This window comes from Stenotrophomonas sp. YJH_SMC_20 (assembly GCF_059367845.1).
Map to the genome: position 1 here is coordinate 46,830 of NZ_JCAFRG010000001.1, position 13,389 is coordinate 60,218.

The window sequence follows — 13,389 nt, forward strand, 5'->3', positions numbered from 1 at the left end:
TGGGCGACGTGCGCGGAGCGCGCGGTTGCTGCGTCTGCGCATTCCATCGCCTGTTTCGTCCTGCATGGAATCGCACCGATGGCAATGCCGCTCAACCTCCCTCGTCCCTCTCTGCTGGCCCTGGCCGTGACCGCACTGATGATCGCTCCGCTGGCACACGCCGACGGCACCGCTGAATCTTCCGCGCGCACGCTGGACACCGTGAAGGTGACCGCCGATGGCGAGATTCCGAACAGCTACACGGTGAAGAACGCGCGCAGCGCGACCAGGCTGGACCTGTCGTTGCGCGAGACGCCACAGTCGGTGACCGTGATCACCCGCCAGCGCCTGGACGACATGGGCCTGTTCTCGCTGTCGGACGTGATGGGCCAGGTGACCGGCGTCAGCGTGTCGGTCACCGACAGCGAGCGCATCAACTATGTTTCGCGCGGCTACACCATCGACAATTTCCAGATCGACGGCATGCTCAACACGTTCGGTGGCTCGGTCAAGACCAACACCGACAGCGTGATCTACGAGCGTATCGAGGTGATCCGTGGCGCCACCGGCCTGACCACCGGCGCCGGCGATCCCTCCGGCACCATCAGCATGATCCGCAAGCGCCCCACCGACACCTTCCAGATGGGCGCCAACCTCACCGTGGGACGCTGGGGCAACCGCCGCCTGGAAGCCGATCTCGGTGGTCCGGTTGCCTGGGACGGCCGCATCCGTGCGCGCGTGGTCGCGGCCAAGCAGCAGAGCGATTCATTCCGTGATGTCTATTCGCTCGACAAGGATGTGTTCTACGGCATCGTGCAGGCCGACCTGAGCGACAGCACGCTGTTCGAAGTGGGCTACGAATACCAGTCGCCGCGTACCACCGGCGTGACCTGGGGCGTGGTGCCGTACTGGGGCGCCGATGGCACGCCAGCCAACCTGCCTCGCTCGACCAACCTGTCGGCGTCGTGGAGCGCCTGGCCGATCGTGGAGAAGACCAGCTTCGCGCGGCTGGAGCAGCAGCTCGGCAACGGCTGGTCGGTGAAGGGCAATATCAGCCACGCCGTGCGTGATACCGATGGCAGCGTCTGGTACGGCGCCGCCGGCAATCCGCGTGCCGATGGAACCGGCGTCACCGCCTACATCTCTCACTTCAACGAGCACAGCACGATGGACGTGTTCGACGTCAACGTCGGCGGCCCGTTCCAGCTGTTCGGTCGCGAGCACGAACTGGTGTTCGGCCTGGGCCAGTCGGTGCGCAAGGGCGAGTCGGAAGGCATGGACTTCGACTACGACGATGCCTATGCCGTGGTGCCGGACTGGCGCCACTGGACCGGCAATGTGCCGGTGCTGCCGGTGACCCGCCTGGGCAGGCTGTCTTCGCAGAATGAACTGCGCCAGCGCGCAGCCTACGTTGCCGCGCGGCTGCGCCTGGCCGACCCGCTGCTGGCGGTGGCAGGCGCGCGCTACGGCAGCTGGGAAACCCGCAGCTGGGCCTATGGCTACGATGCCAATGGCAACCGCAATCGCACCACCCGCACCGGCTACAGGCCGGACGACATGCTCACCCCGTATGCCGGCCTGGTCTTCGACTTCAATTCGATCTTCAGCGGCTATGTCAGCTACACCGACATCTTCAAGCCGCAGAACTACCGCGACCGCAATGGCAACTACCTGGAGCCGGTGGTCGGCAACATGTACGAAGCAGGCGTCAAGGCCGAGTTCTTCGGCGGCCTGCTCAATGCCTCGGCCGCCGTGTTCGAGGGCAAGCAGGACAACGTCGCCGAGATCGATGATTCGGTGCCGGTGAACTCGCTGCCCGACGGCAGCCAGGCCTACCGCTCCACCGGCAAGGGCAACAAGGTCAAGGGCTGGGAGATCGAAACCCAGGGCAGCATCGGCGAGCAGTGGAACGTCTCGGCCGGTTTCGCCCACACCGTCATCCGCAACAAGGACGGCGTGCTGCAGCGGACCACCGCCCCGCAGGATACCTTCCGGCTCAACACCAGCTGGCGCCCTGGCGGTATCGACGGCCGCTTCTGGCTGGGTGGTGGCGTGACCTGGCAGAGCAGCATCTGGAACACCAGCACCAAACCCGACCGCAGCAGGGCCAGGATCACCCAGGACGCGTTCTACCTGGTCAACCTCGCCGGCGGCTACCGCTTCAACGAGAACTTCAGCGCCCAGCTGAACATCAACAACCTGCTGGACAAGAAGTATTTCAACAACGTCGGTTTCTACAACGGCGTGTACTGGGGCGAACCACGCAATGTCACCGTGACGCTGCGCTGGAAGCTCTGATCCTGATGGATGGCACCGGTTCTGCGACCGGTGCCAGGCCAGGGATGGCCTCCTCCGGCGCACTGCGGTGCGCCGGCCCTCTTCCACTGAAACCTGCAGGAACGCCGTGGACCGCTCGCCCGCAACCGCCAGTCCCCGCACCTTCTTCTCCAACCCGCGCTGGGGCGTGCTGTCACGTTCGTTGGCCGCGATCTTCGGCGGCTATGCGCTGGCCTCGGTGACCAGCGTGTTCTGCGCGGTGGCGCTGCCCGGCGCGCGCGGCCAGACCGTGCTGACCGGCATGCTGCTGGCGATCCTGGTCGCCGCCTGCGCGGCGTTGTGGGCGTTCGCCACCCGCAGCGCGCTGCGTGCGTGGGTCGGCATTCTCGCTCCCGCCCTGCTGATGGCTGCCATCGCGCGCATGCTGGGGGCCTGGGCATGAAGAACGGATTCCGCCAGTCGATGGCCTGGCTGCACACCTGGACCGGCCTGCTGGTCGGCTGGTTGCTGCTGCTGATCTTCATGGCCGGCACCGCCAGCTATTACCGCGAGGAAATCAGCCGCTGGATGCGCCCGGAGCTGCCGTCCAGCAACGTCAGCATCGACGTCGCCGCGCAGCGCGCGGTGGCCTACCTGCAGGCCAATGCGAGCCACGCCGAGAACTGGTTCGTCACCCTGCCGCAGCCGCGCAACCCGGCCATGCAGATGTTCTGGCGGCTGCCACCGGAACTGGCCGACCCCAGCCGTGGCCGCCGCGGTGGCTTCGGCGACGCCACGCTGGACCCGAACAGCGGCCAGGCACTGAAGGCGCGCGAGACGCGTGGAGGCGACTTCTTCTACCGCCTGCACTTCGACCTGCACTACATCCCGGTGTACTGGGCGCGCTACCTGGTCGGGTTCTGCGCGATGTTCATGCTGGTGGCGATCATCACCGGCGTGATCACCCACAAGAAGATCTTCAAGGACTTCTTCACCTTCCGCAAGGACAAGGGCCTGCGCTCCTGGCTCGACTTCCACAACGTCAGCGCGGTGATGGCGCTGCCGTACCACGCGATGATCACCTACACCGGCATCGTCACCCTGATGATCATGTACCTGCCGTGGGGAGTGAAGGTCGCCTACCCCCAGGACGAGGACAAATTCATCAGCGAGGCTTTCGGCGGCCTTCCGGAAGTGACCTCGCCCGCCGAGGGCCGCGCCACGCCGCTGCCGATCGCACAGTTGCTGGACAGCGCACGCGCGCATTGGCACGGCGTGGAGGTGGCCGGTTTCACCGTGTCCAATCCGGGGGCGGCCAATGCGGTGATCGACATCCGCCAGCGCGATGGCAAGCGCCTGTCCATCGACACCCCGGCCGTGCGTTACGACATGGTCAGCGGTGCTCTGCTCGAGGAAACGCCGCCATCGGGCGGTGCCACCGCCACCCGTGGTGTGCTGTACGGCCTGCACCTGGCGCGTTTTGCGGACTGGGGCCTGCGTGCACTGTTCTTCCTGTCCGGTCTGGTGGGCTGCCTGATGGTCGCCAGCGGCGTGGTGCTGTGGGCGGTGAAGGAACGACCGAAGCATGCCAAGAGTGGACGCACCGGCTTCGGCCTTCGCCTGGTCGATGCGCTCAACATCGGCACCGTGGCTGGCCTGCCGATCGCCTTCGCGGCGTACTTCTGGGGCAACCGCCTGCTGCCGCTGGACATCGCCGAGCGCGCGAGTGCGGAGGCCAACGTATTCTTCTACGCTTGGGCCGGCGCGCTGCTGGCCGCCTTCATCTGGCCGAAGCGAATGATGTGGGCGTGGCAGCTCTACCTGGGCGCGGCCGCGTTCGCACTGGTGCCGGTGGTCAATGCGTTGACCACGCATGCGCACCTGGGCAACACCCTGCGCAACGGCGACTGGGTACTGGCCGGCGTCGATCTTTCGATGATCGTCTTCGGCGCAATGCTGGCGATGTGCGGCTGGCGCATGCAGCGCTGGACGCCACCGCTGAGCGCGGCCGAGAAGAAGAAGCGTGCGGCGGCGGCTGCGGCGCCAGTGGCTGTGGTCGAAACCGCCGAAGCGGAGGCCAGTGCATGATGCTGCTGGCGTTGACCCTGTCGTTTTCCGCGTTCACCGCGCTGTCGCTGGCGATGGAAAGACACCAGTACGACCTGCACGGCAAGGCTGCGGCCAGCCCGGCACGGCGCACGCAGTGGCGGGTGCTGGGCTGGGCCCTGCTGACGGTGGCGTTCGCGTTGTGCGTGGCCGATCACGGCTGGGCGATGGGCCCGGTGCTGTGGCTGGGCGCAATGACCATGTGCGGCGTGGCACTCTCGTTCGGGCTGTATCCGTACCGGCCGAAGTGGATCGCACCGCTGGCGATCACGCTGCCGGCGCTGGGGCTGGTGGTGGCGTTGCTGTAACCGCCATCCACGCATGGCGTGGATCTACTGAACAACCATCCAGGCATGGCGTGGATCCACCGGCCAGACAGGGGTAGTGCCGGCCGCTGGCCGGCACCTCATGAACCCTTTGCGGATCTGACACCGTTGCCGGCCAGCGGCCGGCACTACCGGGCTTACCCCAGCCGCTTCAGTTCCCATGCGCGGTGGATGCGCGCGTTGCGCTCGAAATCCGGACCGATGGTGCGTGCGGTGATCTCGCGGCACTGGGCGAATTCGGCGATGGCGTTCTCTTCCAGCTTGAAGCGGCGGAAGTTGTTGGAGAAGTACAGCACGCCACCCGGTGCCAGCCGGGCCACCGCCGCCCGCAGCAGCTTCACCTGTTCGCGCTGCACGTCGAAATCATCGGCGCGGGCGGAGTTGGAGAAAGTCGGTGGATCACAGAAGATCACGTCGTACTGGCCGCGGTCGCCTTCCAGCCAGGCCATCGCGTCGGCCTGGACCAGCAGGTGCTGGTTGCCCCCCTGCCCGTTCAGCGCAAGGTTGTCGTAGCACCACTGCAGGTAGGTGGCCGACAGGTCGACGCTGGTGGTGCTGGCGGCACCGGCCACGGCGGCCTGCACGCTGGCCACGCCGGTGTAGCAGAACAGGTTGAGGAAACGCTTGCCACGCACCTGCTCGGCCATCATCCGGCGCAGCGGGCGATGGTCGAGGAACAGGCCGGTATCCAGGTAATCGAACAGGTTCACCTGCAGCAGCGCGTTGTTCTCTCGCACCACGATGAACTCGTCGCGCTGCTCGAAGCGGCCGTACTTGCTGCCGCCCTTGCCGCGCTCGCGCGATTTCATCGACACCTGTTCCGGTGGCACGCCGAACACTTCGCGCGCGGCGGCCAGCAGCTCATTGCGGCGGCGGCGCACGTCGTTCTCGGGAATCGCCGCCGGTGCCGCATATTCCTGCACATGCAGGAAGGTACGCCGCCTGCCCCCCTCTTCCTCGTAGACGTCGATGGCCGCCGCGTACTCCGGCAGGTCGGCGTCGTAGGCGCGGAAGCAGGTGATGTCCTCGCGGGCACGCCAGCTCTTGAACTTCTTCAGGTTCTTGCGCAGGCGGTTGGCCACCATCTGCGCGCCTTCGCTCAGCTCGCGGGGCTGTGCCGGATCACGGCCCGGCACGGCAATCGGATCGCAGACGATCAGCGCGCATTCCAGCGCACCGTTGAACATCTGGTACTTCTTGCTGGCGCGCAGGCCAGTGGCGAAGGCCAGCTCGTCATTGCCGCACAGCAGGCTGGCACGCCACTGCGGCACGGCCTTCTGCAGGGCATTGCCCAACGCGCGGTACAGCGCCGGATCGGCAGCCAGGCGTTCGTCGTACGGCGGGTTACAGACCACCGCTCCGATCTCCTGTTCGGGCGCGGCCAGGTCGGCGACATCGGCGCGGGTGAAGCGGATCGCGTGGGCGACGCCGGCAACCTCTGCATTCTCGCGGGCGGCCTGGATCGCGGCCGGGTCGATATCGCTGCCATGGATGACCGGCTTCAGCGCGGCCAGGCCGGCCGCTTCGCGCTCGCGTGCTTCGCTCTGGATGGACTTCCAGGCCGCCTTGTCGAAGCCCAGCCAACGGCTCGGCGGCAGGCTGCCATGCCGCATCAGGCCAGGGGCGACGTCGGCGGCCATCAGTGCACCTTCGATCAGCAGCGTGCCGCTGCCACACATCGGGTCCAGCAGGCCGCCTCCGGCGGTGTGCAGGCGCGGCCACTGCGCGCGCAGCAGCAGCGCGGCGGCCAGGTTTTCCTTCAGCGGCGCCTCGTGGGCGGCACCGCGCCAGCCACGGCGATGCAGCGGGCCACCGCCGAGGTCGATCGACAGCGAAGCACGGCCCTTGCGCAGCGACAGGTTGACGCGCACATCGGGCAGGTCGGTGTTGACCGAGGGGCGCTCCAGGCCTTCATCACGCATCCGGTCGACGATGGCGTCCTTGATCCGCTGCGCGGCAAAGCGCGCATGGGTGATCTTGTCACCGGACACGTGTGCGTCCACCGCCAGGGTCATCTCCGGCGTGATGTGCTCGTGCCACGGCAGCGCACGCACGCCGTCATACAGGGCCTGCTCGTCCGGGCAGTCGAACTCGGCGATCGGCCACAGCACGCGGCTGGCCAAGCGCGACCACATCACGATCCGCAGCGCCTGCGCCAGTTCGCCCTCGGCGTTGACGCCGGCAATGGTGGCGGTGGCCTTGGCAAGGCCCAGGGCCGACAGTTCATCGGCAAGCAGGTATTCCAGGCCCTTGGCGCAGGAGACGAAGAATTTCACGGGGTCGGTTCGCAGGTGGTCGGGCGCGGCACAGGGGCCGGGCCGGTCGGAAAGGAGGGCCGTAGGCACGGCCGGCAGGCCCGCGCCGGGGGCGGCGGGGCTGCCATTGTAGTCAATGCGGGCAGGCGCGCCGTGCGCCCCGGCTTCACAGTTGCCGCAGCAGGCGCTCGAAGGCCTGCGCAGAGGCCTCCACGTGGCGCTCCAGGCGGTGGCCATCGTCAACCAGCAGCAACTGCGCCGAACGCGCCTGCGCCCAGGCAATCACGCCGGCAGCCGGTACCACGTCGTCATGCCAGGCCTGCACCACCGTGGTCGGCACCACAGCGGCGTCCAGCGCCGGCATCGGGCCCATGGTGGTCGGCGGCACCATCAGGAACAGGCCGGCTACCGGCACCTGCAGCGAGGCGATGGCGGAAATGTAGGCGCCCAGGCTGGAGCCGGCCAGTACCACCGGCCCCTGTCGGGCAGCGATGGCGGCGCGTTCAACCAGACGGCGCAGGCGGGTCGGCACGTCGCCCACCCGGCTGACCTCGCTCATCGCGTCCAGATCGGTGTAGTCGGGGCGCTCGTGGGTCCAGCCCAGGCGTTGGGCCACCTCGGCCAGCGCGGTGACCTTGGTCGCCTCCGGGCCGCTTTCGAAGCCATGGGAGAGGATGCAGTGGCCGCGACTCATGCGCGTGCTCCGTGGGCGCGGGCCAACCAGGAAAGAGAAGGCAGGTTCATGCCGCAATGCTAGCATCGCCGGATGCCCAACCCGCTCCTGCCCGGCCTGCAGCTGCAGCCCCTGCCCTACCACGACCGACTGCCGCTGCGCGATCCGGCCACGCTGGAGATGGTGGTGATCCACTGCACCGAGCTGCCCGATCTGGCGACGGCCCGCGAGTACGGCGAGCGCGTGCTGTATGACAGCGGTGCCGGCAACAGCGGGCACTTCTACATCGACCGCGATGGCAGCGTGGTGCAGTACGTTGCGCCCGAACGCGTGGCCCACCACGTGCGCGGCATGAACGCGCATACGCTGGGCATCGAGCTGGTCAATACCGGGCGCTACCCGCACTGGTTCGACAGCCGTCACCAGGCGATGGACGAGGCCTACACCGAGGCGCAACTGAAAGCGCTGGAGCGGCTGCTGCAGGCGCTGGTGGTGCGCTATCCGTCGCTGCAGCGGATTGCCGGGCATGACCAGCTGGACCTGGAGCAGGTGCCGGCCAGCGATGATCCGACGCTGAGGGTGGCACGCAAACGCGACCCGGGCCCGTTGTTCCCTTGGGCGCGGGTGCTGGCGAAGGTGCCGCTGCAGCCGGTTGGGTAAGCGGCAGGGCTGCGCCCTGCACCTGCGGTAGTGCCGGCCGCTGGCCGGCAACAGCAGGCTATCCGTGGGATGGCAGGGTGGGCCCGGTTGCGGGGGACGCCGTAAATCCCCAGGCCGGCCCAGCCGCTGGCGGCTGTGCGTTCGGGCGCTCGCGAAGCAGTACTTCGCAAGCAAAGCGCCCTCACCCCTGGGGGCTTGGCCGCGGCATCCATGCCGCGGACACCCCCAACCGGACCCACCCCGCCTTCGACAGATTTCTGCCGCTGTTGGTGGGTGCCGACCGTTGGTCGGCACGGAGTCGAATCGATCGGAGGGTGCCTTTGTAGAGTCGAGCCGCGCTCCATGACCTGCGGGCGCCGATGATTTGAAGGCATCGCCATGCGCGTGGAGCCGGCCGCTCGGCTCTGGAGAGGCTCCGCGCTCGACTGCTTTCTGCTCGGATCGCTCAGGCGCCGGTCGCCACCGGGCGGCTGCTGTCGCTCACCCAGCCGCTCCAGGAATCGGCGTAGATGCGCGCGCCACTCAGGCCCGCGCTTTCCATCGCCAGCAGCAGATGGCAGGCGGTCACGCCGGAACCGCACATCAGCACCACCTGCTGCGGATCGCGGTTGCCGATCACGCCCTGCAGTTCGGCGCGCAGCTCCTGCGCGTCGCGCAGGCGGCCGTCGAGTACGTTCAATGCGAACGGGCGGTTGACCGCGCCGGGTACGTGGCCAGCGACCGGGTCCAGCGGCTCCACTTCGCCGCGGAAGCGTTCACCTGCGCGTGCGTCGACCAACCAGCCCGGTGCATGTTTCAGGCGCGCGGTGATTTCATCGGCGCTGGCGACCTGGGTGGTGTCGAAGCGGCCCGGGTAGGCAGGCAGCGCTGTCACTTCAGCCTGGCCGCTTTCCAACGCGTTACCGGCGGCCTGCCAGGCAGCGATGCCGCCGTCGAGCACAGCCACCCGGGTGTGACCGATCAGGCGCAGCAGCCACCACAGGCGCGAGGCGGCCATGCTGCCGTCGCTGCCATCGTAGACCACCACCTGGGTGTCGAGGCCGATGCCCCACTGCCCCAGTTTCGCGGCAAAGGCATCGCTGTCGGGCAATGGATGGCGACCATGGCCGACGCGGCTGAGATCGGACAGATCACGGTTGAGATCGGCATGCACCGCAGTCGGTATGTGTCCTGCCAGGTACTGGCCGCCCGCAGCCTGCGGGTCCGCCAGCGAAGCACGCGCATCGATCACGCGCACGGCGGTACTGGCGGTGGCACGGGCGTCGACCACGCGTACGCCTTCGCCCAACGCGGCAGCCAGGGTGTCGACATCGACCAGGGTGGTCCACGGCTGCTTGATCGGGTTCATTGCACTTGCTCCAGGCGGCGACGCAGGTTGTAGAGGATGGCCGCGGTCGCCCCCCAGATGCGCTGGCCGGGCCAGCCATACTCAAGGACGTGGCGGATGCGGCCGCGATGATTGATTTCGACCTGGCGCAGGCTGTCAGGGGCCATCAGGTAGTCCAGCGGCACCTCGAACACTTCGGCCACTTCACTGGGCTGCGGCACCGGCACGAACTCCGGATCGACCACCGCCACCACCGGCGTGACCCGGTAGCCGGTGATCGTCACGAAGGGGTCGAGATAGCCAAGTGGCTGCACCTGGCTGGGCGCCAATGCGATTTCTTCCTGGCTCTCGCGCAGGGCGGCCGCCAGCGCGTCGCGGTCATCGGGTTCGGTGCGGCCACCGGGGAACCCGACCTGGCCGCCATGTGTACGCAGGGTTTCAGTGCGGCGGGTGAGGATGACCTGCGCGCCGTTGGCGCGCGGCACGATGCCGGCCAGCACCGCCGCCTCCACAGGCGACCCCGGTGGCAGCAGGTCGATCAGCTCGCTGCGGTTCCAGCCGTCGCCGGCCGGCGGTTCGGCCAAAGGATGCAACGCGCGCACCAAGCGCTCGTGGTCGGCCAGCGATCCGCGCAGGGACTGCTGCAGTTGTTGCCGCAGGGGCTGCACGCGATGCAGGATGCGGCTGCGTTCCTCGTTGCTCATCGACGACCACCGCGCGATCTCATCGATATGCCGCCCGCAGCCGGCGCATTGCCGGTGCGGATCCAGCGTGCACACTCCGATGCAGGGACTTGCGACAACACGCGCCGTTTCTTCCATTGTTTGCACCCGCCAACAGTAGCGCGATCGGGCTGAATTTGCGCGGGTGGCCCGGCCCAACGGAAGAGTCGACTGGCAGTCGACGCTCGCGCGCAGCGCAGGCGTTTCACCGCCAGGGGCTGCACAAACAGAAACGCGCCGGTGGAATCACCGGCGCGTTTCGTTTGCTGTTTCGATTTACTTGACGCTGACCAGCTTGATCTCGAACTGCACAGCCACGTTCGGCGGGAACGGGGTGCGCGGATCGGCACCGTAGGCCTGGTCCGGCGGCAGGGTGACTTCCCACTTCGAGCCTGCCGGCATCTGCAGCAGGGTCTCGCGCATGGCCTTCATTTCGACTTCGCTGACCTTGATCGACGGGATCTGCTGGGCCGGGCGGGCTTCGGTCGGGCGCTGGCCGTACGGGAACGGACCGGCCACTTCCAGCTGCACGGTGCTGGCCTGGGTCGGCTTGGCACCCTTGCCGGCTTCGATCACGCGGTACTGGACGCCGCTCGGCAGCGACTGCACGCCGGCCTTGGCCTTGTTCGCCGCGATGAACTGATCGCTCTTGGTCTTGTTTTCGGCAGCAGCCTTCTCGTACTCGGCCTTGGCAGCCTGGGCACGGCCCTGCTCGCGCTTCTGGAACGCTTCAACGGCCGGCTTCAGCTGCTCGGCGGTGATCGCCGGCTGCTTCTTGGCGTAGGCATCCTGCAGGCCCTTCACCACCGAGTTGATGTCCAGCTGCTCACCACGACCGGTCAGCTCCGCCAGGTTGTTGCCGTAGTCGTAACCGAAGTAGTAGCTCAGCTTGCCCTTTTCGGACGAGACGTCCTGGGCGAAGGCATTGCCCGTCAGGGCCAGGGCCGCGACGGCGACCGCGATAGAACGCAACTTCATCAAACAGTTCTCCAGGGGTGGTAACTCAGGGACGTTCTGCGCCGCCCTGAGGCGACGGGTTAGGATAACGGGCGTAACGTGTAACCGCTACTCACGATGCAGGCTATGACCCGCCTGCGTTTGCAGAGTTCAATATCACTTTTTTTTAACGTTTCAGGAGTTTTCCCCGTGGCCGATGCTCTGATCGCTGTCTCCGACGACGGCGCCATCCGCGCCGTGACCGTCCAGCGCCCGGACAAGCTCAACGCCCTCAACGCCGCGACCCTGCAGGCCCTTGCCGGCGCTTTCAGCGACGCCGCCGCCGATCCGGAGGTGCGCGTCGTGGTACTGACCGGGGCCGGTCCGAAGGCGTTCGTGGCTGGCGCCGACATCGCCGAGATGAACACACTCAGCGCGGTTCAGGGACGTGATTTCTCGCTGTTGGGCCAGGCCCTGATGCGCCAGATTGAACGGATGCCGAAGCCGGTCATCGCACGCGTGAATGGTTTCGCACTGGGCGGTGGACTGGAACTGGCGATGGCCTGCCATCTGCGCATCGCCGCAGATACCGCCAAGGTCGGCCAACCGGAAGTCAACCTCGGCCTGATCCCCGGCTTCGGCGGCAGCCAGCGCCTGCTGCGCCTGTGCGGCCGCGCCACCACCCTGGAGCTGTGCCTGCTGGGGGCGCCGATCACCGCCGCGCGTGCGCTGGAACTGGGCATCGTCAACGAAGTGGTGCCCGCCGACGCGCTGGACAATCGCGTGCAGGACATTGCCCGCCAGCTGGCACGCTCGGCCCCGCTGGCCCTGCGTGGCCTGCTCGATGCGGTGCACGTGGGCGGCGAATGCAGCCTGGACGCCGGGCTGGAGTACGAAAGCGCGCAGTTCGGCCTGCTGTTCGCCACCGAGGACATGCGCGAAGGCACCAGCGCCTTCCTGCAGCGCCGCCCGCCGGCGTTCCAGAACCGCTGACGCCATGGCTTCCCGACCCAATCCCGCGCAGTTGTTCGCCCGGGTCCAGGCAGACGATCTTGATGGCGCCCTGCAAGCCGGGCTGATGGACTATGTCGCCCGCGCCGACGACGCGCAGTTGCTGCCCGGCCACCCGGAACTCCCGCAGCGGTTGCAGCAGGCCCAGCAGCAGCTTCAGGCCGCCTGGGCGGCACGCGAACGCTACCGCGCCCGTGCGGTGAGACTGGCCCGCCGCGAAGCCGAACGCGACGCGCGGCGCACGCCCGCCCCGGCGCCGGACGTGAAGCCCGCCCTGCCCGCCGCAGCAGCCGCCATCCTCGCCCGGGCCAAGGCCCGCGCCAGCGGCAAGGAGCAGTAATGGCGACCACGAAGAAAACCGCACGCGCCCCGGCGCGGCGTGGCGGCACGATGCCGCGCGCCGACGTGGTGGAGATGTTCACCCGCCTGCGCGAACTCAACCCGCACCCGAAGACCGAACTGGAGTACAGCTCGCCGTTCGAGCTGCTGGTGGCGGTGGCGCTGTCGGCGCAGGCCACCGACGTCGGCGTCAACAAGGCCACGCGCCGATTGTTCCCGGTCGCCAACACCCCGGCAAAGATCCTTGCGCTCGGTGAGGACGGGCTGAAGCAGTACATCTCCACCATCGGGCTGTTCAATGCCAAGGCGAAGAACGTGATCGCCACCTGCGCGATCCTGCTGGAGAAGCATGGCGGTGAAGTGCCGCGCGATCGCGAAGAACTGGAAGCGCTACCGGGCGTGGGCCGCAAGACCGCAAACGTGGTGCTCAACACCGCCTTCGGCGAGCCGGTAATGGCGGTGGACACGCACATCTTCCGCGTCGCCAACCGTACCGGCCTGGCCCCGGGAAAGAATGTGCGCGAAGTGGAAGACAAGCTGGTGAAGGTGATCCCCGCCGAGTTCCTGCTCGACGCGCATCACTGGCTGATCCTGCACGGACGTTACGTGTGCAAGGCGCGCAAGCCGGACTGCCCGGGCTGCGTGATCGCCGACCTGTGCCGGTTCAAGGACAAGACCGCGGCCGAGTGACGGCCGCATCAATGCAGGGCGTGGATCGACTGCAACCAAGGCGCAATCCGGGCGTCATACGCAAGCGGTTTCAATGGCAGGCCCTGCCGTGACGGGGCCTGCGGTGGAT

The 13,389-nt window shown here is 67.6% G+C and carries 13 protein-coding genes; 8 read left to right on the top strand and 5 right to left on the bottom strand.

The window, feature by feature from the left end:
* Positions 1-78 precede the first annotated feature (78 nt).
* From AC5P6A_RS00235 to AC5P6A_RS00250, 4 genes are all read left to right on the top strand, one after another.
* Positions 79-2,277, top strand: coding sequence for a TonB-dependent siderophore receptor (locus AC5P6A_RS00235; protein WP_346474587.1), 2,199 nt, complete (start codon positions 79-81; stop codon positions 2,275-2,277).
* A 106-nt stretch (positions 2,278-2,383) separates the two neighbouring features.
* Positions 2,384-2,698 (top strand): DUF3649 domain-containing protein, encoded by a 315-nt coding sequence (locus AC5P6A_RS00240; RefSeq protein WP_010486186.1) that lies wholly within the window; start codon positions 2,384-2,386, stop codon positions 2,696-2,698.
* A complete protein-coding gene (locus AC5P6A_RS00245) occupies positions 2,695-4,323 on the top strand; it encodes a PepSY domain-containing protein (protein WP_206621759.1) in 1,629 nt (542 codons plus the stop codon). The genes AC5P6A_RS00240 and AC5P6A_RS00245 overlap by 4 nt, the downstream gene beginning before the upstream one ends.
* Entirely contained in the window at positions 4,320-4,649 is a 330-nt protein-coding gene (locus tag AC5P6A_RS00250) for a DUF3325 domain-containing protein (protein ID WP_019659066.1), read from the top strand. Before AC5P6A_RS00245 ends, AC5P6A_RS00250 begins: the two co-directional genes overlap by 4 nt.
* Before the next feature lie 155 nt (positions 4,650-4,804).
* Here the strand turns inward: AC5P6A_RS00250 and rlmKL are convergent, their stop codons facing one another.
* Positions 4,805-6,943: a bifunctional 23S rRNA (guanine(2069)-N(7))-methyltransferase RlmK/23S rRNA (guanine(2445)-N(2))-methyltransferase RlmL gene (gene rlmKL, locus AC5P6A_RS00255; RefSeq protein WP_019659067.1), complete on the bottom strand. Its 2,139-nt coding sequence runs from the start codon at positions 6,941-6,943 to the stop codon at positions 4,805-4,807.
* 145 nt (positions 6,944-7,088) lie between these two features.
* The gene (locus AC5P6A_RS00260) at positions 7,089-7,616 is read right to left on the bottom strand and encodes an alpha/beta hydrolase (protein ID WP_019659068.1); all 528 of its coding nucleotides are present in this window, start codon (positions 7,614-7,616) and stop codon (positions 7,089-7,091) included.
* Positions 7,617-7,688: 72 nt separating this feature from the next.
* Here AC5P6A_RS00260 and AC5P6A_RS00265 point away from each other — a divergent pair, with 72 nt between their 5' ends.
* The gene (locus tag AC5P6A_RS00265; RefSeq protein ID WP_021203541.1) at positions 7,689-8,255 is read left to right on the top strand and encodes an N-acetylmuramoyl-L-alanine amidase; all 567 of its coding nucleotides are present in this window, start codon (positions 7,689-7,691) and stop codon (positions 8,253-8,255) included.
* A gap of 445 nt (positions 8,256-8,700) precedes the next feature.
* Here the strand turns inward: AC5P6A_RS00265 and AC5P6A_RS00270 are convergent, their stop codons facing one another.
* From AC5P6A_RS00270 to AC5P6A_RS00280, 3 genes are all read right to left on the bottom strand, one after another.
* Complete coding sequence (locus AC5P6A_RS00270) at positions 8,701-9,603, bottom strand: sulfurtransferase (protein ID WP_346714699.1); 903 nt, start codon at positions 9,601-9,603, stop codon at positions 8,701-8,703.
* Positions 9,600-10,403: a CoA pyrophosphatase gene (locus tag AC5P6A_RS00275; RefSeq protein ID WP_134734943.1), complete on the bottom strand. Its 804-nt coding sequence runs from the start codon at positions 10,401-10,403 to the stop codon at positions 9,600-9,602. The genes AC5P6A_RS00270 and AC5P6A_RS00275 overlap by 4 nt, the downstream gene beginning before the upstream one ends.
* Positions 10,404-10,580: 177 nt before the next feature.
* Entirely contained in the window at positions 10,581-11,282 is a 702-nt protein-coding gene (locus tag AC5P6A_RS00280) for an FKBP-type peptidyl-prolyl cis-trans isomerase (protein WP_005408797.1), read from the bottom strand.
* Positions 11,283-11,450: 168 nt separating this feature from the next.
* Between AC5P6A_RS00280 and AC5P6A_RS00285 the strand changes: the two genes are divergently transcribed.
* From AC5P6A_RS00285 to nth, 3 genes are read left to right on the top strand one after another with little or no spacing between them, the layout of a single operon-like run.
* Positions 11,451-12,233: an enoyl-CoA hydratase/isomerase family protein gene (locus AC5P6A_RS00285; RefSeq protein ID WP_346714698.1), complete on the top strand. Its 783-nt coding sequence runs from the start codon at positions 11,451-11,453 to the stop codon at positions 12,231-12,233.
* 4 nt (positions 12,234-12,237) lie between these two features.
* Positions 12,238-12,591 (top strand): hypothetical protein, encoded by a 354-nt coding sequence (locus AC5P6A_RS00290; protein ID WP_005408795.1) that lies wholly within the window; start codon positions 12,238-12,240, stop codon positions 12,589-12,591.
* Positions 12,591-13,280 carry an endonuclease III gene (gene nth, locus AC5P6A_RS00295; RefSeq protein WP_155029213.1) on the top strand — a complete coding sequence of 230 codons (690 nt, stop codon included), beginning with the start codon at positions 12,591-12,593 and terminating at the stop codon, positions 13,278-13,280. Before AC5P6A_RS00290 ends, nth begins: the two co-directional genes overlap by 1 nt.
* Positions 13,281-13,389 lie beyond the last annotated feature (109 nt).

Excerpts from the sequence above, each read along its gene's own strand:
- AC5P6A_RS00235 (WP_346474587.1), top strand. The coding sequence starts at position 79 with ATGGCAATGCCGCTCAACCTCCCTCGTCCCTCTCTGCTGGCCCTGGCC.
- AC5P6A_RS00245 (WP_206621759.1), top strand. The coding sequence starts at position 2,695 with ATGAAGAACGGATTCCGCCAGTCGATGGCCTGGCTGCACACCTGGACC.
- AC5P6A_RS00250 (WP_019659066.1), top strand. The coding sequence starts at position 4,320 with ATGATGCTGCTGGCGTTGACCCTGTCGTTTTCCGCGTTCACCGCGCTG.
- AC5P6A_RS00260 (WP_019659068.1), bottom strand. The coding sequence starts at position 7,616 with ATGAGTCGCGGCCACTGCATCCTCTCCCATGGCTTCGAAAGCGGCCCG.
- AC5P6A_RS00265 (WP_021203541.1), top strand. The coding sequence starts at position 7,689 with ATGCCCAACCCGCTCCTGCCCGGCCTGCAGCTGCAGCCCCTGCCCTAC.
- AC5P6A_RS00270 (WP_346714699.1), bottom strand. The coding sequence starts at position 9,603 with ATGAACCCGATCAAGCAGCCGTGGACCACCCTGGTCGATGTCGACACC.
- AC5P6A_RS00275 (WP_134734943.1), bottom strand. The coding sequence starts at position 10,403 with ATGGAAGAAACGGCGCGTGTTGTCGCAAGTCCCTGCATCGGAGTGTGC.
- AC5P6A_RS00280 (WP_005408797.1), bottom strand. The coding sequence starts at position 11,282 with ATGAAGTTGCGTTCTATCGCGGTCGCCGTCGCGGCCCTGGCCCTGACG.
- AC5P6A_RS00290 (WP_005408795.1), top strand. The coding sequence starts at position 12,238 with ATGGCTTCCCGACCCAATCCCGCGCAGTTGTTCGCCCGGGTCCAGGCA.
- nth (WP_155029213.1), top strand. The coding sequence starts at position 12,591 with ATGGCGACCACGAAGAAAACCGCACGCGCCCCGGCGCGGCGTGGCGGC.